Below are 19,980 nucleotides of genomic sequence, written 5' to 3'. Positions count from 1 at the left end.
GCCTTTCGGCGCATGGCGGCGCTGATCGCACCACACGCGCCCGAGACGCTGGTAGTACACACCCCGCTCTCGATCGAGCCAGCCCCACTGCCCAGCATGCCGGATCCCGTGCCTGTCCAGCTGCTCAGCACCCTCGCCGTGCACCGGCTGACCTATCGCTACCCGACCGGCGATCGTGGCGTGAGCGACATCAGCTTTGAACTGCGCGCGGCAACGACAGCCTGGGCCATGCGGCCGGCGACGCCGCCCTGCTGCGTGCGGTGCAGGTGCTGAGCCCTTGTGTGCGCGATGTCGATCACTTCGGCCGGCTCGGCGGCGAGGAGCTCTGCGTGTTGCTGCCGCTGACCGATCTGGCCGGCGCGGCGCTGGTGGCCGAACGCATGCGCCACAACCTCGAAGCCAGCTGTTTCGAGTGGCAAGGCAAGCGCTGGCCGCTGACTGCCAGCTTCGGAGTCGCCGAGGCGCTGGCGGACGACGCCAGCGCCGACGCCGTATTGCTGCGCGCCGACAAAGGCATGTATCGCGCCAAGGCCCAGGGGCGAAACGTCGTCCAGGAAGCCTAGCTTGCGCTGGCTTTAAGCCAGCGCCACCCGATTGCGCCCCAGATGCTTGGCCCGGTACATCGCGCTTTCGGCCCGGCTCAGGAGCAGGTCGGTCGCATAGGGCGGTGCGTTGGCCAGCCCAATGCTGAGGGTCACGTCCAGACCCTCAGCCAGCCGCGCCCAAGGGTATTGCTCGACCGTTTGACGCAGGCGCTCGCAGACCTCGAAGGCACGGTCGGCGATGGTGTCGGGCAGCACCATCAGGATTTGCTCGGCGTCCAGGCGCACGAGCAAATCACTGCTGCGGGTGTTGTCGCGCAGCATCTGCGCCAGCACCTGCAGCACCTGATGGGCCACCCCCTCGCCATGCTGCACGGTGATTTCACCCAAGCGATCGATGTCTACCAGCGCCAGCGTCAGCGCGGCGCCGCTTTGCTCGGCTGCGCGCATCAACGCCGGCAAGCGTAGCTCCAGGCAGCGCCGGGTGCCCAGGCCGGTCAGGGGGTCGCGCAGGCCACTGCCCTCGGCGTCCAGCTCGGCACGTTCGGTGGCCGCCGTGTCGCCGCCCATGGCGCGCTCGGCCTCGATCCGGCTGACCACAAAACGTGCCTGCGCCGTCAGCTGCGCCACCGTGCGACTGCGCTCCGCCGCTTGGTACAGCTCCAGATGGTTGAGCGCACGGGTATGGTCGCCCAAGGCCTTGTGAGTCCGATAGGCGGCGTAATGCAGGCGTTGCCAGACGGCCTGCTGCGCTTGACCGGCGGCTTCGAGCAGCAGCGCGTCAAGGGCCGGCGCGGCCTGCACGGCTTGGCCGCGCAGCAGGTCCAGCTCAGCCAAGGAGCAGCGCACGCGCCGGGCCAGGGCACTGAAGCGGTGTTCGTTGATCACCGCCAGCGCGCCCCTCAAGACCCGCTCCGCTTCGTCCAGTTCGCCCTGATACAGCAAGACTTCACCGCAATTGCCTTCGCTTAAGCCCAGCAAAAAGGCATCGCCGAGGGCGGTCGCATGGGGCCGCACGAGGGCGGCGTGATGGCGGGCCCGCTGCAAGGCGTCGGTGGCCTGGCGCTGATGGTCGGCCTGCGTGCTGTGGCGCAGCAGATGAAACAGCCCCAAGGCCACGGTGGCCAGATTGTTGTGCGAGACCATCTGCTCGAACTCGCTGGCGGCGCTGCCCAACAGTGCGGCCGCCTCATTCATCACCCGCTCGGCCTGCCAGGGGTCGCCCATGCGCTCCAGGCAGGCGCCGGTGGCATTCAGGGCGATTGCCACCAAGGCCTTGTTGTCCATCTGCCGTGCGCGCGCCAGGCTCTCGTTGACATGGCCCAGCGCGGCCTCGAACTCCCCCAACTCGGCCGCTGCAAACGCCATCCAACGCAGCAACTCGCACAGCGCCGGGCCGCCACCTTGTTCACGCAAGGGCGGCAGCAGCGCCTGGCCCGCCTGCAACATGGCGGCCAAATCGCCGCGCCTGAACAAAAAGAAGGCGCGCAGAATGCCGGCCTCCAGATGCTCGGCCACGTAGCCGCGCTGACCGGCGGCGCTCCAGGCCTGGGTGGCTAGGCTCAGACCCAGGTCAAGATCGATCTGTTTTTGCGCGCGCGCGCCCGCCAGCCATTCGATGATCTGCTCGCCACTCACCTCGCTGGGTCGGAGATCCTGCATACCAAGCCTTGTGTTTGAACAAGCGCGAAGCGTAGCCTATCGGCGCCCCGGTTCGGAACCCTCGAATGAGGGTGGCTGACGCAAGTCAAGCAGCTCGCTTCAGCCTCCTGGCGCAAGCTCAGCTGCTGGTCGGCATCACAAACTCCGCACCCTTGGCCACGCTGGCGGGCCAGCGCTGCATGATGCTTTTTTGCTTGGTGTAGAAGCGCACGCCTTCTTCGCCGTAAGCATGCATATCGCCGAATAGACTCTTCTTCCAGCCGCCAAAACCATGCCAGGCCATCGGCACCGGAATCGGCACATTGATGCCGACCATGCCGACCTGCACGCGCCGGGCGAACTCGCGCGCGACATTGCCGTCGCTGGTGTAGCAGGCCACGCCGTTGCCGTATTCGTGATCGTTGACCAGTTGCACGGCGGCGGCGAAGTCGGCCACGCGCACGCAGGCCAGCACCGGGCCGAAGATTTCTTCCTTGTAGATGCGCATGCTCGGCGTCACCTGATCGAACAGCGTGCCGCCGGTGAAAAAGCCGTCCTCATAACCAGTTACTTTATGACCACGGCCATCAACCAGCAGCTTGGCGCCCTCCTCGACGCCGATGCCGATATAGGCCTCGATGCGGTCACGCGCTTCGCGGGTGACGATGGGGCCCATCTCGGCGTCCAGCTCCATGCCGTTTTTGATTTTGAGGGCACGTGCGCGCTCGGCCAGCTTAGGCACGATCTTGTCGGCCACATCGCCGACCAGCACCGCCACCGAGATCGCCATACAGCGCTCGCCGGCCGAGCCATAAGCCGCACCGATCAGTGCGTCGACGGTCTGCTCGATATCGGCATCGGGCATCACCACCATATGGTTCTTGGCACCGCCCAGCGCCTGCACACGTTTGCCGTTGGCGGCGCCGGTGGCATAGATGTACTGCGCGATCGGGGTCGAGCCGACAAAGCTCAGCGCCTTCACATCCGGGTGGTTCAAGAGGCCGTCCACCGCCACCTTGTCGCCCTGCAGGACGCTGAAGATGCCGTCCGGCAGACCCGCTTGTTTGAACAGCTCGGCGATCAACAAGCTCGCCGACGGATCGCGCTCGCTCGGCTTCAAGACAAAAGCATTGCCGGTCACGATGGCCAGCGGCGCCATCCACATCGGCACCATGAAGGGGAAGTTGAACGGCGTGATGCCGGCGACGACGCCGAGCGGCTGGCGCAGCGTCCAGTTGTCCATGCCGGTCGAGACCTGGTCGGTGAAGTCGCCCTTCAACAACTGCGGCGCGCCGCAGGCGAACTCGATGATGTCGATGCCACGCGCCACCTCGCCCAAGGCGTCGGTGAAAACCTTGCCATGCTCCGCGGTCAGCATCGCGGCGAACTCATTTTTATGCGCGTTGACCAGCTCCAGGAACTTGAACATCACGCGCGCGCGGCGCAGTGGCGGCGCATCGGCCCAGGCGGGAAACGCGGCCTGGGCGGCGGCCACCACCGCATTGACGTCTTCTTGGCTGGCCAGCTGCACCTGGCGCGCCACCGCGCCGGTGGTCGGGTTGTAGACCGCCTGGCTGCGCCCAGACGTGGCGGCTTGGGCGCGGCCGTTGATGAAGTGGGTCAGGTCTTGCGTGCTGGTGTACGGGGCGGTCATTTGAAGTCTCCGTTGAATGAAAGCAGTCTAGGCAGCATGAGACGCCTTGCCAATCCGCTTCGGATGATTTGATTGTTCGTTAATATGAACAATGACCCAAGCTTCAGATTTCCGCCACGACGTCCTCTGGGGCCAGCTGCACGCGCTGACGGTCATCAGCCAGGTCGGCAGTTTCACCAAGGCCGCCCAGCGTCTGGGCCTGTCCAAGGCCGCCGTCAGCCAGCGCATTGCCGAGCTGGAGCGGGCGATGGGCCAGACGCTCGTGGCGCGCACCACCCGCTCGGTGCGGCTGAGCGAGGCCGGCCGGCAGTTGGTCGAGCAGACCGAGGCCAGCTTCGCCCACATCACCCAAGCCCTCAACACCTCCCGCGACGCCGTCGGCCAAGCGCGCGGGCTCTTGCGCGTGACGGCGCCGGTGGCGCTGGGGCGCCAGCATGTGGCGCCGCACTTGAGCGCGTTCTTCAAGCAATATCCGCAGATTCGGATTGAGCTGGATTTGTCCGACCGGCTGGTGTCGCTGGCGCAGGAAGGCTTTGATTTGGCCATCCGCCACTGCAGCGCGCCGCCCGACAGCCATGTCGCCGTCAAACTCTGCGCCTCGCGCGCCCTGCTGGTGGCCAGCCCCGCCTACGTCCAGGCCTATGGCGCGCCGAGCCACCCGGATCAGCTGACCGGCCATGCCTGCCTGCCCTATCTGCGGCCGGGGCCGGCGCTCTGGTTGTTTGAAAAAGATCAGCCGGGCGCCGAGCCCAGCCGCCTGCGCATCCCCGTGCAAGGCCCACTGCGCGCCAGCAACAGCGAGATCTTGCGCGACGCCGCGCTGGACGATCTGGGTCTGGCCCTGCTGCCCGACTTCACGGCGGCGCCGGCCTTGGCGCAAGGCGCGCTGGTCGAGGTCTTGCCCGACTGGCAGCCGGTGGGCTTTTTTGGCGACGCGATCTACGCCGTCTACCCCTGGAGCAGCGCCACGCCGCGGCCGCTGAGCTTGCTGATCGCGCATCTGCGGCACAGCTTCGCCGCCGGCTTCATCGCACCCAAAAAAGACGCCCACCGAGACTGGCCGGGTGGGCGCTGAAAGTCCTCAGGAGAGGACGTCGTTGGGACGGGTGCAAGGCATTGGTTGCGTGACTTGCTTGAACTCAATGTAGGGCAAGCGAACCCGGGCGCCCATCCCCATTGAGTGGGATATGACTTTCGACACCCCGGCACAGCAACTCGAATCCACCGGACAATAGCGCCATGAGCCAAGAAAAAAGACCCCCACGTCCGCCGGCAGCGCGGCCGCCCCAATCTCGCACCGCTGCGCCACGCGGAGGCCCGGCCCGGCCGCCGAACCGAACGCCGACACCGGCTGCGCCGGTGCGGCCCTTGAGTGAAGCCGAACTGGATCAATTGCAGCAACTGCTGGACGGCGTACCCGCGCCGCTGGAGCCGCTTGATGTCAGCATGCTGGACGGTTACTTGGTCGGTGTCTTGTTGCAGCCCAAGGCGGTGCCGGCGTTTCAGTGGTCACGCCATGTGCTGGACAGCGACGAAGGCCGCCTTCCTCCGACCGGCTTCGACAGCCACGCCTTGATGGACTTGGTCAAGCGCCGCTACCAAGAGCTGAATCAGGCCATCACCCAGCGCCAATGGTTTGACCCTTGGGTGTTTGAGCTGGAGAGCGAAGAAGAAGAAGAAGTACAAACGGCGCACGATGATGAAGAGGACGACAGCGACGGCGCCCCGTCGGAAGCCTTGTTCCCTTGGGTGGCCGGCTTCTCGCTCGCCTGCGAGCATTTCCCGGAGCTGATGCGCGAAGACGCCGCCGACCTGCTGGAGCCGCTGGCCGCGCTGTTTCGCCACATTGATCCCGAAGACCTGGAAGACGCCGACGACTTGCTGGAAGAAATCGAATCGCTGGAGCCGGCCAAAGACCTGGAGGAAGCGGTCGAAAGTCTGGTCAGCGCCTGCCTGATGCTGGCCGACATCACGCGGCCCCAAGCCAAGCCGATGGCGCAGAAGCCACCGGCCCGGCGCGGGCCGGTGGGAAGAGGAAGATTCTGATGCTCTTGTGTGTCAGACCGCCCGAGCGAAGTGAGTAGCTCTGACACCAACTGATTGAGCTCTCGTTGTTTGCTTGTCAGACCGCCCGCCTTGGCGCTGACATGCGCCAATTCCCTCATCGAGAGCAGGAAATTTGAGCCAGGATGGAGGGGATAAAGGGGATGGACGCGGCAGTGGCGCGAGGGGTCAATGTGCCGCGATGCTGCACGTCAATGATGGCTGTCCTGCTTCGACGCGGCGGATGCGGCGGCGGCGAGATGAGCCTGAGTTCCTTGGGCAGTTTTTCATCACTTTTATCCCCTCCATCCCCTCCATCCTGGCTAAAAACTTTTTTCAAGTGGCCTCCCGCCGAGCTCCCTCAAGAAACAAAACGCCCCGCATGGCGGCACGCCACCAAACAGACCGTTTCTTTGCGAACGCGGGCGCCGGCAAGGCCTGGGAGGCTCACAAGGCTTGCTCCGACATCAATGTACATCCACGTATGTACAAAATCATGACTAAACCCTAAGATGTACACGTACATCCATCCAGGAGATCGTCATGGCAGTCACCAAGATTTTCAAAAACGGCAACTCGCAGGCCGTGCGTATTCCGGCAGAGTTGGCCTACAGCTCATGGGACATCGATTTGGTGATTGAACGCCAGGGCGATGAGTTACGCATCCGTCCTGCACAGCGGCGCATGGGCGATGTGCTGGCCAAGCTGGCGCAGTTTTCCCCGGATTTCATGTCCGAAGGACGTGGCGAGAGCATCGAAGCCGAGCGGGACCCGCTATGACGGCCAAGTACATGCTCGACACCAATATCTGCATTTACCTGATGAAGCACCAGCCGCCCGAGGTTGGCGCGCGCTTTGCCGAGTGCTTTGTGGGCGACGTCGTCATTTCGGCCATTACCTCGGCCGAGCTTGAGTTCGGCGTCGCCTGCTCCGGCTCCGATCAGGCAAGAAATCGGGCGGCGCTGGATCATCTATTCGAAGACCTGGTCGTTGCCCCGTTTGAGGCCGGCGCCGCACGCGCCTACGGGCCATTGCGGGCCGCCAATCGTGAACGCAACAAGAACGCCCTCGACAAATTGATCGCGGCCCATGCCATCGCCATGGGGGTCACGCTGGTGACGAACAACGAGGCTGATTTTCTTATGTTTCCCGGCCTGAACGTCGAGAACTGGGTCGGTAATCATTGACCCTTCCGAGGTAGCGCTCCTCAGGGTGAGCAGTTTCTCGCTTGCCTGCGAGCACCTCCCGGAGCTGCTGCGCGACGACGCCGCTGACCTTTTGGAAAAAATTGCGCCGCCGGAGCCGCACAAAGATTCAGAACAGGCGGTCGCAAGCTTGGTCGGCGCTTGTTTACTGCGGGCGTGGCATCACGCGGTAGCAAGCCAAGCCGATGACTAGCCAAAAGCCACGGCGAGGAGTGGATCGCCGCCGCGCTGGCTTTATTGAAATCTAGGGCAGCAACCCTCACAATTTTGGAAACTAGACAACACCCGTTCCATCGAAAAACTCCTGTCTGGATTTTCTGAAAATTATAAAAACAATGTTGCTGCGTTTAATTTACGGCTGCGAAAAATGGCATTCAACCAGTTTTTATAAATATCTTTGTCTATGAAGTTGGATGTTGATAACTAGCCAGCAATTTTTTTACAGCATAGCCGACGCTTTTTTCAGTAGGTGCATGAATAATGGCAAGAGGCAAGCCAAGTTCACGGCATACCGCTTGCGCATGAGCAGATTCAGCTTTGGCCAATTCAGAAATAGCAGCAATACTCGTTTCGCCCTTATCCCGCACCGCTAATCTACTTGCGATGATATTTGATTCTTCCGTAAGAAGAATCACGCCAGCCAGGTGTAGTTCACTAAATACTTCCATCTCAAGTAGAGTCAAAGTTCCTTGAGCGTTTCGTAGAACGAAGTGGCCATCAAGCAGGATGCTGTTGTGTGTCAAGCGCCTCTGATTAACGGCACGTATCAAAGCGCGTTGGTTGTCATCAAGATCAGATGCCTTTTTGTCGCGCCCCCATGTGGCCTGACCCTTTTCCTCACGGATGAGTTGGCTGGCAGTAAAGTGACTGACTCCAAGTGCTTGGGCGACTGGAGCACCAATAAACCCCTTACCCACACCATGCACGCCTGCCAAGAAGATAACACTCATCTTTTCACCTCTGATCCCAAGAGTTGTTCGAGTTTTTTCAGCTCCTTTGGAGTCAGGTATCTAAATGACTGAGGTGCTGAAAAAGGTTTGAAAATTTTAGCCGGCATTAATGGATTGTCATACACGCGAATGTTCTCGAGCATGAGCGCAAAGCCAGTTTTCTTTGATTCAAAGTAGGCGAATAATTCTGCCTTTGTTAGTCCGCCGCCATTGATCTTGGAAATTTCCCAGAGCTTGGTTGGGCTAGCTTCGACAATTTCTTTCACGTCAGCCAAAGCAACAATCATTTGCACTGGAGAAGATGAATAGATTGCGATGGTTTCTACGTTCTGAGCGGGAATGGCGCGGCGTAGTTCGACCAGCTTGCTACCCTCAACTATGAGGTTGGCAAACTTCGGCTTTATGGAGAGCAAGATCGCGCTACCGTTGTGAGCGTCTGAGTATTTTGGAAAAAGAGTCATCTGAAATTTTTGTGATCGACTGAATTGGACCTGACACGATGCCTTCTTGTATCAAGGCCGAGTATGGAACGGGTGACGAAAAGTGGTTAGCGAGTCGAAACAGCATGACCTTGGTGGGTGACTTTGCCATCGCCTCAATATCCTTTTGACTGTAAACCGTGCGGCGACTCACAATCTGCATGATGTTCGTGGCGTTGTCGTGTACTTCGTAGCGTTCTACGATGCCAAGTGTTGTTACAGCCTTCTCGTCACCTGTTCGATAAAAAAGAACAATATCGCCAGGCTTCAGTTGGTTGGTTTGTGCTTTGCATAGATAGGCTTGCTTAATGGCATTTCCGGCGACAGAATTACCACTAAATAATTGCCCTTGGCGAGCTAAATCCGGAAAAAGAATTTGGTGATATTGCGGCTGAATGGGTACGAGAAATTTTTGGACAGAATCGTCTTTCCGATAGTGAGGGAAATACAATTTTGCATAGTCGAGCGCAGGTATATCTTCGACGGGTGGTGAAGACGGGTGAGCTTTAACGAGCATGATGTCAGTGCCATACATGCCACGCCGTTTAAAGCCGAAATCAGTCAGTAGTTCCAAGAGGTAAAACTGATCAGCGCTAGTATGAATAAAAATGTTTTCGCATCGATTATCTGTGGCGAATCGAAATGCTGCCTTCAGGAAGAGTTCGCCGATTTTTCGCCCTCGAATCTGTTCCCCGACTTTGAAGGTACAGAGCTTTACTGAAGACCCTTGTAATGACTCTTTTGCATCGTTGATTACCTCGTTTGTCTGCATCGCATAGATACAAATCGCCTCAACCGATCCTTGTTCCGTTCTTGCGATCCACGCCTTTCTACCTGTTTTCGCTTTGTCATGAAACCACTTGTTAAAACTGCGTTCAGGCGTGTCGTCGCTGGAGCGCAAACTGTTAAACAAGGATGTATCTAATTGACTAGTCAGGCTATACATCGGAACATCCTCGATGTTCGGAAGATGAGCTTGAGTCGGCTCAGGCAGCAGTCGGCGAAGCCAATCCTCAGCAGTCTGAATGTTGTAAACGCGATCACCAAAACCAGCTTGACGGGCTTTGGTATGAATTTCTTTGTCTTCGGTAACAAGCGCGTGAACGGCAGAGCATTCAAGTGCATGAAGGATATCGTTATCACACGCTTCGTTCGCAGACGTTTGCGCCGTATTGCGGGGGCTTGATGGAGTACCTTCGAGTCTTGTGTACTGGGGAAGGCGTGCGAGTGTTCGGTTGCGTCTTTGAACGTCCTTGTCGCGCTCAATATCGGCTTGCGATGCCGGGTGATAAAGCAACTGGTGACCACCAACGCCCGCCAATCTTACAAAATTGGCTAGGTTTGGCTTAAGAACGAGCATGGAGTCCTGAAGTGGTATCAGGATGTTCGTATCGAGTAAAAAACGAAGGCGTTGCATCACGGCAGGCAGATTGCTATTAGGACAACAGCTTATTCAGCAAGACTGGCGATTACGAGACCACATTCAGTTTCGGTTTCGGTTTCGGTTTCGGTTTCGGTTTCGGTTTCGGTTTCGGTTTCGGTTTCGGTTTCGGTTTCGGTTTCGACGCTTTGTATTTGATTTTTATTTAATCTAATAACTACGACATCGCGCTGTGTAGCCATGCTTGGCTCAGGATCTTTGGCCTCAAAAATGAGTTGGATTCGAGCGTTTTTTCGGACGGTCGTACTCGTAGTGCCTCCTCAAGGACTTTGTAGGGCGCTGGGATCTCTGAGACACAGATCAACAAAGCACTTGGCGGGGATTCGGTCTTATCAATCATGAAAACAGCACCTACTTGTAAGATTTTCTAAATCGTCGGCGGATTCAAGTCTGGATTTCAGTCTGGTGACTATGCAATGACAAGCGCTTCATAGAGTGCCTTGGGTGAAGCACTGTATCCGAGGCATTTTCTGGATGGGTAGTTGAGCCGGCGCATGGCGCCACTTTCATGTTTTCCCGTGCCAACCGCGGAATGAATGGAACGGGAGGCTTGCCGTTACACCAAACGCAGATACGAAGCCCTGACCGGTGGCTCTCCGCTCTGCACCATCTACTGACGGCCGAATTGCAATCACCATACTTGTCCGTTGGAAGCACAAGGGCGAGCACTAAACAGGGGCGCTACTTCGCCGACGGCATTGCGCGCGGATCCCTGGTCTGCCGCCTCATCCAATCGCTCATCTCCCGCAAGACATGGCCCTGCGACTCACGCGCCGCGTAGCCATGTGACTCGAACGGCAGCGTCACATAACGGACATTGCCGCCGGTGCCGGCCAGCGCTTGGTAGAGGCGCTGACTCTGGACGGGAAAGGTGCCGGGGTTGTCATCCATCTCGCCGTGGATCAGCAGGATCGGCGCCTTGATTCTGTCCGCGTAGTTGAACGGCGACAGGCGCAGGTAGACGTCCTGCGCCTCCCAGAAGTTGCGCCGCTCGCTCTGAAAGCCAAACGGCGTCAGGCTGCGGTTGTAGGCGCCGCTGCGGGCGATGCCGGCCTTGAACAGATCGGTGTGGGCCAACAAATTGGCCGTCATGAAGGCGCCGTAGCTGTGGCCGCCGGCCACCATCTGCGTGCGCTCACTGACGCCCAGTTCAACCGCCTTGTCGATGATGGCCTTGGCATTGGCGGTGATCTGCTCGACGAACGTGTCGTTGACGGTCTTGGGCTCGCCGACCACCGGCATGGTCGCGTCCATCAGCACCACATAGCCGTCGAGCAAGAGCATCAGCGGGCTGGTGGCGGCGAAGCTGTTGAAGCGGCTGCTGGAGCCGCTGACCTGGGCGGCGGTGGCGCCGTCGCTGAACTCCAGCGGATAGGCCCAGACAAAGGTCGGGCGGCGCTCACCGGGCTTGTGGTCGGGCGGCAGATAGAGCCAGAACGACAGCTCGACACCATCCGCACGCTTGAACTTGACCAGCTCGCGCTGGATCGCGCGCAGCTGCGGCGTCGGGTCGGCATGGTGGGTGACGGCCTGCACCTGGGCCAGCGCCGGCCCGCTGCGCAGGCGCAGATTGGGCGGCTCGCTGGCGCTCTCGCGGCTGCTCAGCAGGCGGCCATCGGCCAAGACAGTGATCGGCCGCTCGTAGTCGGCCGTGCAGGACTGGAACAGCCGCACGGGCTGGCCGCCGCTGAGACTGCGGCGGGCTATGAAGGGGCGATCGCCGTCGGCGCCGGCCCCCTGGCCGACCAAGAGCATGTCGCCGCCGTCCACTCGGACCACGCTCCGGCCATTCGCCAGCGTGCGCAGCAGCGGCTGGCCGGGGTCGCCGTAGCGGTCGCGCACCGAGCGGTCCTGCAAGCGCTGCGGCTGGGCCGCGCCATCCAGCGCCAGCAGGTCGACCGCCTGCCAGCGGCGATCGCGGTCGTACTCGGTCACCAGCGCGCGCTCGGGGGTTTCGGCAAAGCTGAAGTCGACCAAGCGTCCGGCCGTGCGGTGGACCTCGCGGGCGTCGCCCAGATAGGGCGGGTCCAGCCGCAGCAGGCGATCACGCTGCGCGGCCTTGGTCTTGGGGTCGCCGCCGTCCAGCGCCTCGACCCAGAACAACGCGCCGTCGACATGCGGTGAGGCCCAGAACTGGCGCGGCCCGGTGACGACGCCCTCGACCGGCACGCCCTCGAGCAGCTTGACGCCCCCGAGTTCACGCAGCAGCTTGCCGTTCAGATCACGCAGCTCGACGCGGCGGGCAAAGTCACGCCAACTAACTTGGTAGCTGAACGGTGCCTGCAGACGCTCGGTCAGGAGCCGGCCGCCGACCCGCTCCAGGCCGACGAACAGCGCCGGCTCATCGAGCTCTTGCGAGACGCCGCTGCTCAGATGGATGCGGCGCAGCGCCGAGCTGGCGACATGGCCGAACAGCGCATCGTCCTGGGCATTCTTCAGCAGGTCCTGGCGCGTCACTTCCGGCGAGGCGCGGCCCATGGCTTCCTGGATCACCGGGCCGGTCGGCACATCGAACCGCGGTGCGGTGCCGCGCTTGGCGGACACCGTCAGGGCGATGATTTCGTCGGCGCTCAGCCAGACCAAATCGTCCGCCAGCACCTGGTTCAACTGCACGCCCAAGAGCCGGCGCAGCTGAGCGCTGGCCACCTCGCCGACCCACAGCTCGGTGGCCGTGGCGGTGCGCCGGTTGAGCAGAAAACGCCGGCCATCGGGCGACCAGCGCAGCTGATGGAAAGCGCCGCCGCTTGGCAAAGCAACCGCGCGTTCGGCGGCGTCCGGCTGGGTCAGATCGCGCAGCGTCAGCGCCTCGATAGGCGTGATCAGCTGCGGGCCACTGGCCGCCGCGTCAATCCGCTTGCCGGCCAGGCGCAGCAGCGGGCGAGCCAGCTCGGCAATCCCGCGGTGGCGCTGCAACGTCAGGATGGCCAGCGTGCGCTGGTCGGGCGAGAGCTGGTGCGTGGGCAGGGCCTTGGCATCGAGCACGGCGCGTACTTCGGCCGACGGCTGCTGATAAATCTGCGCAACGGGGGACTCAGCCGCCCCAACATTCGCCAGGAACGGGGCCGCAAGCAGCGCCAGCAATGGGAGTTCCTTCATTTTCGCGCGGTCTCTTTTCAAAAAAGCGGAGCGAGCAATCTAGCAGCTATCTGAACAGGCGCGCCGCATGCAGCCCCAGACCGGTCGCCACCGAGGCAAAGCGATCACCACGCACATGCACGGCCGCCGGGTAATCGGCGGCAATGCGTTCGGCCAGCAAGCGCAGGCCGGTCGAGCCGCCGGTGAAGTAAAGCGCATCGATTTGATCGGGCACCAAGCCCGCTTGCGCCACGGCCTCCCGGGCGGCCTGCGTGATGCGCTCAATATCGGGGCCAATCGCGGCCACCGCAGCGGTCTCCGACAATTCGATCTGCAAGCCGTTCTCGACCACGCCGAGGTCGATGACGGTGTCGCCGCCATTCGCCACCGCGATCTTGGCCGCTTCGGCGCGGCCGGCCAGTTCATGGCCCAGATGGTCTTCGACCACCGTCATCAGCCGTTGGTGGTGCTGGAGATTGCCGTAAAAGCTGCGCATATTGCGCAACTCGGCGACGCGCCCCGGGCTGTAGACGGTGTTGATCAGATGCCAGGTGGCGAGGTCGAAATAGACGCCGCTGGGCACTTCGCGGGCGGGCGCGCCGGCACGCTCGGGGCCGTAAGAGCGGTAACCGAACTCGCGCAATATGCTGGCCAGCTCGACATGGCGGTCGAAGTCGGTGCCGGCGATATGCACGCCGTGGTTGGCGAGGATGTCGTCGCGGCGGTCGACGCGGTTCATGCGCTCGGGGCCGACCCGCACGACCGAGAAGTCCGAGGTGCCGCCGCCGATGTCGGCCACCAGGACGATTTGCTCGCGTTCGCTGTGCTGCTCGAAGTCAAACGCCGCCGCGATCGGCTCGAACTGGAAATGCACCTCGTCAAAGCCAACCGCATGGGCCGCGGCCTCTAGCGAGGCCTGCGCCTGCGCGTCACGCTTGGGCTCACCGTCGACAAAAAACACCGGCCGGCCCAAGACCAATTTGTTCAGCGGTGCGGGCGCACCGGCGGTCAACGCCGAATTGCGCAAGCGCTTCAGGTAGCCGGACAAGATGTCCGAATACTTGACGCCGCGCCCACCGCCCACGTCGGTGGTCTGGTCGATCAGGCCGGAGCCGAGGATGCTCTTCATCGAGCGCATCAAGCGGCCATCGGCGCCCTCGACGTAGGCCGCCACGGCAGCACGGCCAAAGGCGCGCGGTGGGCCGTCGGCGTCATGCTTGCCTTCGACGTAATAGAACACCGCCGTCGGCATGGTGGTCTGAGCGCCCTCCAGTTCCACCAAACGCATGCCGCCGCTGCCGTTTTCACGCGGGATGGCAATCGCCGAGTTGGAGGTGCCAAAGTCAATGGCGCAAAAAGAGGACGAAGAAGGCATGGGCAAGGACAACGGAAGGGGGGCGGATTGTACGGCCCCGGCTCAATTTCACGTGATGCCGCCCCACTCGCGCTATCGAACCGTCGCGCCGTAAAAACCAAACTCCAAGGGCGGGCGGCGGCCGGCCATCAGCTCCGCCATCGCATGGCCGGAGCCCGCGCCATGGGTCCAGCCCAAGGTGCCATGGCCGGCGTTGATCCACAAATTGCCGGCTTTTTTGCTGCGGCCAATATAGGGGATATTGGTTGGCGTGCTGGGGCGCAGGCCGGTCCAGTAATTGGTTTCGCTGAGGTCGGCGACGCCGGGGAACAGCTCCTCGTAGCGCTTGACCAGCGCCTCGCAGCGGGTGCGCGAGGTCGGACGGACGAGGTCGGAATCAAAGCCGCAGAGCTCCGCCGTGCCGGCGATGCGGACGCTGTCGCCGAGGCGCGAGATGGCGATCTTGCGGGTGTCGTCGAGCAGGCTGACGACACTGGCTTGCTCGGGCTTCTTCAACTTCAGGGTGGCCGAGTAGCCCTTGGCCGGGTAGATATTGAGGAACTCGCCGAGCGGACGAACCAGGGCCGGTGTGTAGGAGCCCATTGCGGCGACAAAGGCGTCGGCCTTCAGCTCGCTCCTCTTGCCGCTGCGGATATTTCCAATCTGCACCGCGTCAACCTGCGAGCCGCTGCGCGACAGCGCCAGGATGTCATGCTCATATAAAAAGGTCGCGCCGCGTTCGGCGCACAGGCGGGCCAGTTTTTGCGTGAACACGCAGGCATCGCCCGACTCATCGCTGGGCGTGAAGGTGCCGCCGTGGATATTGTTGCCAAAGGTGGCCAGCGCCGGCTCTACTGCCAAGACCTCGGCCCGGTTCAGCACCCGGCGGTCAACGCCGTGGCGGCGCATGATCTCGGCGCCGGCCGCACCGGCCTCAAAATCGGCCTGCGAGGAAAAGAAATGCAGAATGCCGCGCTCCAGCCGCGCGTACTCGATGCCGGTCTGCGCCACCAAGGTCTTCAGCGACTCATGGCTGTAGCGGCCCAACTGCACCAGCTGCTCGACATTGCGCTCGAAGGCGGCGGTCGTGCACTGGCTCAGAAAGCTCAGGCCCCAGATCCACTGCTTGGGGTCCAGGCTGGGGCGGAACAGCAGCGGCGAGTCGTCGCGCAACAGCCATTTGGCCACCTTGAAGGGTGCGCCGGCATTCGCCCAGGGCTCACAAAAGCTGACCGAAATCTGCGCGCCATTGGCGAAGCTGGTTTCCAGTGCGGCGTCGGCCTGGCGGTCTACCACGGTCACCTCATGGCCCTGCTCCAGCAGATACCAGGCGGTGCTGACGCCGATGATGCCGGCTCCCAATACGACAACTCTCATAGCAACTCCAGCGAACCCGAGGTGGGCCGAATGATCAGTCTTGCAGTCCAAGGGGGATATCGGCAAAGTCGCGCTCGGACTACAGACCAGTCACACGGGCATCACCGAAGCAGCCCGGATTGTCGTCAGGGTCAGGTAAAACCAGAAGGAAAATTACTATTTCTCTGGATACATTAGCAGCACTTATGAAAGACCTTGACTCCGCCGCACTGGATTGCTTGGCCGCCCTGGCCGATGAGCGCAGCTTTGAGCGCGCCGCCCAGCGCCTGAGCATCACCCAAAGCGCGGTCTCGCAGCGGCTGCGCAGCTTGGAGGCGCAGGTCGGGCAGCTGTTGGTGGTGCGCTCGCGGCCGCTGCGGCTGACCGAGCCGGGCAAGGTCTTGCTGCGCTTCGCCCGCCAGTTGCAAGCGCTGCGTACCGATGTGGCGCGGGAGTTGGGTGGGCCGGTGGCGCCGAATGAGCGCATTGCCATCGCCGTCAATGCGGACAGCTTGGCGACCTGGGTCTTGCCGGCGCTGGACTCGGTCATGCAGACGGGCTTGCAGCAGGGTTTTGGCCTGGAATTGGTCGTCGATGACCAGGACTTCACCCACGACTGGTTGCGCCAGGGTGAGGTCCTGGGCTGCATCAGCACGGTACGCCAGGCGCTGCGGGGCTGCTTGGTTCAGCCCCTGGGCGTGATGCGCTATGTGGCGGTGGCCAGTCCGGCGTTCCTGCGCGCACATCTGCCCGATGGCCTGAACGCCAGCAATTTCGCCAACACGCCATTCTTGGTCGTCAATCGCAAGGACGATTGCCAGGTGCAGTGGGTGGCCAAGGCCTTCGGGGTGCGAGCGCCGCGCTTGCAGGAGCGCTATGTGCCGTCCAGTGACGCCTATCTGCGCGCGGTGTGCATGGGCTGGGGGGTTGGCGTGGCGCCGGAGCTGCAAGCCCGACCCTTGATCGCCAGCGGCGACTTGGTGGCGCTGCGGCCGGATTTGGGCGTGGAGGTCACGCTCTATTGGCATCAGTGGAAACTGCTCTCAGACCTGGTGGCAGCCCCGACTCGGGTGGCCTTGCTCGACCAAATTGGCCAAGCACTTGCGCTGGGCGCAAAAACTGCGCTGGTCTAGCGGTGCGGTGGCTGGGAATTGGCCGGTCCGCGCTCAGTGCAGTGCGACATCGCGTTGCAAGGCAGCGGAAGCGGCGTAATCGACCGGCATGGGCACCCGCTCGACGCTTCGCAAAGACTGCGACGGGCTGGCCGCCGATGCCAGACGATAGGGCGTGGCGTTCGCGGGCAACTTCACCGAGCCAGCCAGCCAGATCGCGCAGCACACCACCAAGCCGACGATGCTCGATGTGAGCCATTTCAAAACCGTTGCATTCATGTGTGACAGACCCGTGACGAATTTGGCATCAAGGGTGGCGGAGCATAACGAAGCCGAAACTTCGCGGCCACCCCTACCAAAGTAGGATATGAGCTTGTTTCCTGAATTGACCCCCTGCTCTGCGGGGAGCCAACAACGTCGCATTGTGAGCCGCCGTGTCATTTTCACAACTAGGCCTTTTAGACCACCTAAATTGGTAATTCGGTGGCGCCAGCAATCGCGCACACTTAAAGCCTAGGGCGTGGTCGGCGCATGCCCCAGTCCACGAGCGAGGTTTGATATGCGATTCGCACCAGCATTGCGCTTCTTCCGACGCGGCACCGCAGCATCGTCGGAGCAGGATCCGGCCGATATGGGCACCGCTTTTGGAATGGAAGCCAGCCTCGAAGACGGCGACGACTACCGTGCCAGCATCACCGAGGTGGAGTTGGAGTCGCAGCGCGCACGCGCGGCGCTGGAGTCACCGCTGGCTTGGTTGTCCAAGCGCAGCGGCCCCTGACTTGCTCAACGTATCAGCAACACCGGCGTGTTGCAGCTCGCCATCACCTTGGTGGTGACCGAGCCCATGATGAGGTTGGCGATGGCGCTGTGTCCATGCGAACCCAGAATCAACAGGTCGAACTTGCCTTTGTCCGCCGTCGCGCCAATCACCTCAGCGGCCGAGCCGACCTTGTTGATGTATTCGGCCTGGATACCCTGCTTCCCAAAAAAACTACGCACTGTCTTCAAGACTTTCTCGCCCTCGTCTGCGTAATAACTCTTCAGCAAGTCTTTCTCAAGTACCGCAGCGGCGCGCGGCGGCACGGCCGGCACCGCATGCAGCACGGTGTACTGATGCGAACCCCCCAGCCATTCATCATGAGCGGCCAAATAGGCCAGCATGCGCTTGGTGTAACTGCTGCCGTCGACGGCGACCAAAATCTTCATGTCCACTCCTTTGTTGAGATGACTGTGTCGCCTTCAGTTTGACATAGCGGCGGGCCACCAAATTGATACTGGTCAAGCTGTCGGGGTAAAAACATCAATCAGCAACTGCGGGTCGAAGCCCGCCGGCTCACCCTTGCGCAAATGCCCACGGGCGTTGCAAATGATCCGCGTGGCAGCGCCATCACGTTCAAATAGATAGTTATGCTGGCAGTGCAAGTGCCCATGCAGCCAAAGCCGGGTATGCGCGAAAAGTGCCTCGTCATCGTTGCAAAAGCTGGCCGTGCCCGGCTGCTTGCCATAGCGCGGATCGGCACTGCGAAGACTGGGGGCAAAGTGGGTGATGGTCACGGTCGCGTCCCAAGCGTCGGAGGTCTCGCCGAGGGACAGTTCTTGCGTCAACCAGGCAAGGCATCTCAAGGCTTCGGTCCGCACAGCCTCGGCATCAAAAGGCGCGCCATCCCGTGTGGCCGCCATCACACGCTGAAAGTAGCCGGCAGCCCGCAGCGCGCGCGGACGCTCCTTGGCCCCAAAAACATCGAAATCACTCCACCTCGTGCTGCCCACGAAGCGCACCCGCCGGCCTTGGCCATCGATGTGCACACAGCTGGCGTTGTCGAGCATGATGAAGCCCAGCTCAGCGGCCAGCTGACGCAGGCCGGCGCGGGCGAGGTCGAAGTCGCGGCCGTCGTACTCATGATTGCCGGGCACGAACAGCACCGGCACCGGCCAGTCACGGAACAATTGAAGGCCGCGCCAGCTGCTGTCAACGTCACCGGCCAGCACCAGCAACTCAGCATCCGCCGCCGGCTCGGGCACATAGGTCTCGGTCTCCAGATGGAGATCCGACAGGAGTTGGATACGCAATTTGCCGGTCAGTCAGCGGCGAACGTAAGCCAGGCCGACAAGCCCGTCGGGCCGCTAGTTGGCCCCATGGCACTGCTTGTACTTGCGCCCTGACCCGCAATGGCAGGGGTCATTGCGACCCAGCTTGGGGCCTTCGCGGCGCAGGGTCTCGACCTTGTAGCGCTGCTCTTGGGTCAAGTCACAAAGGTCAGCGACCGTCACCACCAACTCCTCGACGGCCTCGTCAATGTCCTTGAGCGGGTGCTCGCGGTCAAGCGTGGCGACGACTTCACGCTCTTCGTCGGTTTCGGCCGGCAAATGGCGGTAAAGGCGCGCCAAAGCAGCCATCACCGCATCGTCGGTCATGTCCATCAACTCGGGAAAACACAAGGCCGCATGCTGGAAGCCGGCGACCCAAGGCATCAAGGTACGTGAAATCAGGCTCATGCCCTCGTAGGTCGTGCGCGCTTGCTTTTGGTCGGCGTCTTCATCCTCGGGGATGGACTCGGGCTCGGCAGGCTCGTCAAGATCCAGCACCACCGGGTCAAACCAGCCGTCTTCAACCATCTGCCGGTTCAAGGCGGTATGGCGGCGCTCCACCAGTTCGCGAACGCGCGCCAGCCATACCGGGTCGACATCGTCGGGCAGCACGCCGCCGTCATAGTCGAAGATATTGGGCAGCCATTCGTCCACCTCAATCAAACGCGGCTGCACCAGCACGCAGCACAAATAGCCGTCCAACATGGAGGCGTCCAGCGCTTGCAGCGGCTCGGGCGTGGTGGCAAGAAGTTCGTCGAGTTCAACGAACTCGGTATCGGTCAGGTCGATGCTCATGGCGCAATTGTCGCCTCAGTTCGCACTCCGGCGCCAGCCTGCGCACGTTTAGCGGCTTCGATCAGCCTGGCGCGCATCCATTGCTGGGCGCTGCGGCTCTCGCTGCGCAGATGCCAGAGCATGTCCACATGCACCTTGGCCAAGGAGACCGGCAAGGGCCGCTCGATCAGCTGCGCCTGATAGCCCGTCGCCTCCACGAACGAGGCCGGCAAGACCGTCAGCAAATCGGAGCGGGTCACCACGCG

At 61.8% G+C, this 19,980-nt stretch carries 21 protein-coding genes and 2 pseudogenes; 8 read left to right on the top strand and 15 right to left on the bottom strand.

Going from position 1 to position 19,980, the window contains the following annotated elements:
- Both RMO57_RS04065 and RMO57_RS04060 read left to right on the top strand, forming a co-directional pair.
- Positions 1–273: pseudogene (locus RMO57_RS04065) on the top strand (hypothetical protein); the annotation flags it as partial.
- Positions 261–563, top strand: a complete 303-nt coding sequence (locus RMO57_RS04060) for a GGDEF domain-containing protein (protein ID WP_310384467.1) — start codon at positions 261–263, stop codon at positions 561–563. The pseudogene RMO57_RS04065 and the gene RMO57_RS04060, both read left to right, overlap by 13 nt.
- Before the next feature lie 12 nt (positions 564–575).
- On the opposite strand, the gene RMO57_RS04055 is transcribed toward RMO57_RS04060, so the two are convergent.
- Both RMO57_RS04055 and RMO57_RS04050 read right to left on the bottom strand, forming a co-directional pair.
- Positions 576–2,204 (bottom strand): GGDEF domain-containing protein, encoded by a 1,629-nt coding sequence (locus RMO57_RS04055; protein WP_310384465.1) that lies wholly within the window; start codon positions 2,202–2,204, stop codon positions 576–578.
- Positions 2,205–2,322: 118 nt separating this feature from the next.
- The gene (locus RMO57_RS04050) at positions 2,323–3,837 is read right to left on the bottom strand and encodes a CoA-acylating methylmalonate-semialdehyde dehydrogenase (RefSeq protein WP_310384463.1); all 1,515 of its coding nucleotides are present in this window, start codon (positions 3,835–3,837) and stop codon (positions 2,323–2,325) included.
- A gap of 91 nt (positions 3,838–3,928) precedes the next feature.
- On the opposite strand from RMO57_RS04050, the gene RMO57_RS04045 reads away from it, so the two are divergent.
- Positions 3,929–4,912, top strand: a complete 984-nt coding sequence (locus RMO57_RS04045; protein WP_310384461.1) for a LysR family transcriptional regulator — start codon at positions 3,929–3,931, stop codon at positions 4,910–4,912.
- Between the two features lie 284 nt (positions 4,913–5,196).
- The gene (locus RMO57_RS04040) at positions 5,197–5,883 is read left to right on the top strand and encodes a YecA family protein (protein WP_310384472.1); all 687 of its coding nucleotides are present in this window, start codon (positions 5,197–5,199) and stop codon (positions 5,881–5,883) included.
- Between the two features lie 115 nt (positions 5,884–5,998).
- On the opposite strand, the gene RMO57_RS04035 is transcribed toward RMO57_RS04040, so the two are convergent.
- Positions 5,999–6,220, bottom strand: coding sequence for a hypothetical protein (locus RMO57_RS04035; protein ID WP_310384459.1), 222 nt, complete (start codon positions 6,218–6,220; stop codon positions 5,999–6,001).
- 203 nt (positions 6,221–6,423) lie between these two features.
- Between RMO57_RS04035 and RMO57_RS04030 the strand changes: the two genes are divergently transcribed.
- Both RMO57_RS04030 and RMO57_RS04025 read left to right on the top strand, forming a co-directional pair.
- Positions 6,424–6,660, top strand: coding sequence for a type II toxin-antitoxin system VapB family antitoxin (locus tag RMO57_RS04030; RefSeq protein WP_310384458.1), 237 nt, complete (start codon positions 6,424–6,426; stop codon positions 6,658–6,660).
- The gene (locus RMO57_RS04025) at positions 6,657–7,067 is read left to right on the top strand and encodes a type II toxin-antitoxin system VapC family toxin (RefSeq protein WP_310384456.1); all 411 of its coding nucleotides are present in this window, start codon (positions 6,657–6,659) and stop codon (positions 7,065–7,067) included. Before RMO57_RS04030 ends, RMO57_RS04025 begins: the two co-directional genes overlap by 4 nt.
- Before the next feature lie 419 nt (positions 7,068–7,486).
- Here RMO57_RS04025 and RMO57_RS04020 read toward each other — a convergent pair whose 3' ends face one another.
- The 7 genes from RMO57_RS04020 to RMO57_RS03990 all read right to left on the bottom strand — a co-directional run bounded on the left by RMO57_RS04020 (position 7,487) and on the right by RMO57_RS03990 (position 15,761).
- Positions 7,487–8,035 carry an ATP-binding protein gene (locus RMO57_RS04020; RefSeq protein WP_310384455.1) on the bottom strand — a complete coding sequence of 183 codons (549 nt, stop codon included), beginning with the start codon at positions 8,033–8,035 and terminating at the stop codon, positions 7,487–7,489.
- Entirely contained in the window at positions 8,032–8,496 is a 465-nt protein-coding gene (locus RMO57_RS04015; protein ID WP_310384452.1) for a hypothetical protein, read from the bottom strand. Before RMO57_RS04015 ends, RMO57_RS04020 begins: the two co-directional genes overlap by 4 nt.
- Positions 8,456–9,931, bottom strand: a complete 1,476-nt coding sequence (locus RMO57_RS04010) for an N-acetyltransferase (RefSeq protein ID WP_310384450.1) — start codon at positions 9,929–9,931, stop codon at positions 8,456–8,458. The genes RMO57_RS04015 and RMO57_RS04010 overlap by 41 nt, the downstream gene beginning before the upstream one ends.
- Before the next feature lie 32 nt (positions 9,932–9,963).
- Positions 9,964–10,137 (bottom strand): hypothetical protein, encoded by a 174-nt coding sequence (locus RMO57_RS04005; protein ID WP_310384448.1) that lies wholly within the window; start codon positions 10,135–10,137, stop codon positions 9,964–9,966.
- Positions 10,138–10,636: 499 nt separating this feature from the next.
- On the bottom strand, positions 10,637–13,051 hold the full coding sequence (locus RMO57_RS04000; protein ID WP_310384446.1) for an alpha/beta hydrolase family protein: 2,415 nt from the start codon (positions 13,049–13,051) through the stop codon (positions 10,637–10,639).
- A 46-nt stretch (positions 13,052–13,097) separates the two neighbouring features.
- The gene (locus RMO57_RS03995) at positions 13,098–14,405 is read right to left on the bottom strand and encodes an Hsp70 family protein (RefSeq protein ID WP_310384444.1); all 1,308 of its coding nucleotides are present in this window, start codon (positions 14,403–14,405) and stop codon (positions 13,098–13,100) included.
- A gap of 72 nt (positions 14,406–14,477) precedes the next feature.
- Complete coding sequence (locus tag RMO57_RS03990; protein WP_310384442.1) at positions 14,478–15,761, bottom strand: D-amino acid dehydrogenase; 1,284 nt, start codon at positions 15,759–15,761, stop codon at positions 14,478–14,480.
- A gap of 185 nt (positions 15,762–15,946) precedes the next feature.
- Here RMO57_RS03990 and RMO57_RS03985 point away from each other — a divergent pair, with 185 nt between their 5' ends.
- Entirely contained in the window at positions 15,947–16,873 is a 927-nt protein-coding gene (locus RMO57_RS03985; protein ID WP_310384440.1) for a LysR family transcriptional regulator ArgP, read from the top strand.
- A gap of 33 nt (positions 16,874–16,906) precedes the next feature.
- Here RMO57_RS03985 and RMO57_RS03980 read toward each other — a convergent pair whose 3' ends face one another.
- Positions 16,907–17,116, bottom strand: a complete 210-nt coding sequence (locus RMO57_RS03980; RefSeq protein WP_310384439.1) for a hypothetical protein — start codon at positions 17,114–17,116, stop codon at positions 16,907–16,909.
- Between the two features lie 295 nt (positions 17,117–17,411).
- Between RMO57_RS03980 and RMO57_RS03975 the strand changes: the two genes are divergently transcribed.
- Complete coding sequence (locus tag RMO57_RS03975) at positions 17,412–17,630, top strand: hypothetical protein (protein ID WP_310384437.1); 219 nt, start codon at positions 17,412–17,414, stop codon at positions 17,628–17,630.
- Positions 17,631–17,635: 5 nt separating this feature from the next.
- On the opposite strand, the gene RMO57_RS03970 is transcribed toward RMO57_RS03975, so the two are convergent.
- From RMO57_RS03970 to RMO57_RS03955, 4 genes and pseudogenes are all read right to left on the bottom strand, one after another.
- A complete protein-coding gene (locus RMO57_RS03970) occupies positions 17,636–18,058 on the bottom strand; it encodes a universal stress protein (protein ID WP_310384435.1) in 423 nt (140 codons plus the stop codon).
- Positions 18,059–18,130: 72 nt separating this feature from the next.
- On the bottom strand, positions 18,131–18,922 hold the full coding sequence (locus tag RMO57_RS03965; protein WP_310384433.1) for a metallophosphoesterase: 792 nt from the start codon (positions 18,920–18,922) through the stop codon (positions 18,131–18,133).
- Between the two features lie 54 nt (positions 18,923–18,976).
- Entirely contained in the window at positions 18,977–19,735 is a 759-nt protein-coding gene (locus RMO57_RS03960; protein ID WP_310384431.1) for a UPF0149 family protein, read from the bottom strand.
- Positions 19,732–19,980 (bottom strand): annotated as a pseudogene (locus tag RMO57_RS03955) (LysR family transcriptional regulator); the annotation flags it as partial. The pseudogene RMO57_RS03955 and the gene RMO57_RS03960, both read right to left, overlap by 4 nt.

This window comes from Roseateles sp., from assembly GCF_031397715.1.
Taxonomy (GTDB): Bacteria; Pseudomonadota; Gammaproteobacteria; order Burkholderiales; family Burkholderiaceae_C; genus Paucibacter_A.
Note: the sequence above shows the minus strand (reverse complement) of the source record. Positions and strands in the feature narration are given on the sequence as shown.

Coding starts and splice junctions, on each gene's coding strand:
- RMO57_RS04055 (WP_310384465.1), bottom strand. CDS start 2,204: ATGCAGGATCTCCGACCCAGCGAGGTGAGTGGCGAGCAGATCATCGAA.
- RMO57_RS04050 (WP_310384463.1), bottom strand. CDS start 3,837: ATGACCGCCCCGTACACCAGCACGCAAGACCTGACCCACTTCATCAAC.
- RMO57_RS04045 (WP_310384461.1), top strand. CDS start 3,929: ATGACCCAAGCTTCAGATTTCCGCCACGACGTCCTCTGGGGCCAGCTG.
- RMO57_RS04030 (WP_310384458.1), top strand. CDS start 6,424: ATGGCAGTCACCAAGATTTTCAAAAACGGCAACTCGCAGGCCGTGCGT.
- RMO57_RS04025 (WP_310384456.1), top strand. CDS start 6,657: ATGACGGCCAAGTACATGCTCGACACCAATATCTGCATTTACCTGATG.
- RMO57_RS04020 (WP_310384455.1), bottom strand. CDS start 8,035: ATGAGTGTTATCTTCTTGGCAGGCGTGCATGGTGTGGGTAAGGGGTTT.
- RMO57_RS04015 (WP_310384452.1), bottom strand. CDS start 8,496: ATGACTCTTTTTCCAAAATACTCAGACGCTCACAACGGTAGCGCGATC.
- RMO57_RS04010 (WP_310384450.1), bottom strand. CDS start 9,931: ATGCAACGCCTTCGTTTTTTACTCGATACGAACATCCTGATACCACTT.
- RMO57_RS04005 (WP_310384448.1), bottom strand. CDS start 10,137: ATGGCTACACAGCGCGATGTCGTAGTTATTAGATTAAATAAAAATCAA.
- RMO57_RS04000 (WP_310384446.1), bottom strand. CDS start 13,051: ATGAAGGAACTCCCATTGCTGGCGCTGCTTGCGGCCCCGTTCCTGGCG.
- RMO57_RS03995 (WP_310384444.1), bottom strand. CDS start 14,405: ATGCCTTCTTCGTCCTCTTTTTGCGCCATTGACTTTGGCACCTCCAAC.
- RMO57_RS03990 (WP_310384442.1), bottom strand. CDS start 15,761: ATGAGAGTTGTCGTATTGGGAGCCGGCATCATCGGCGTCAGCACCGCC.
- RMO57_RS03985 (WP_310384440.1), top strand. CDS start 15,947: ATGAAAGACCTTGACTCCGCCGCACTGGATTGCTTGGCCGCCCTGGCC.
- RMO57_RS03975 (WP_310384437.1), top strand. CDS start 17,412: ATGCGATTCGCACCAGCATTGCGCTTCTTCCGACGCGGCACCGCAGCA.
- RMO57_RS03970 (WP_310384435.1), bottom strand. CDS start 18,058: ATGAAGATTTTGGTCGCCGTCGACGGCAGCAGTTACACCAAGCGCATG.
- RMO57_RS03960 (WP_310384431.1), bottom strand. CDS start 19,735: ATGAGCATCGACCTGACCGATACCGAGTTCGTTGAACTCGACGAACTT.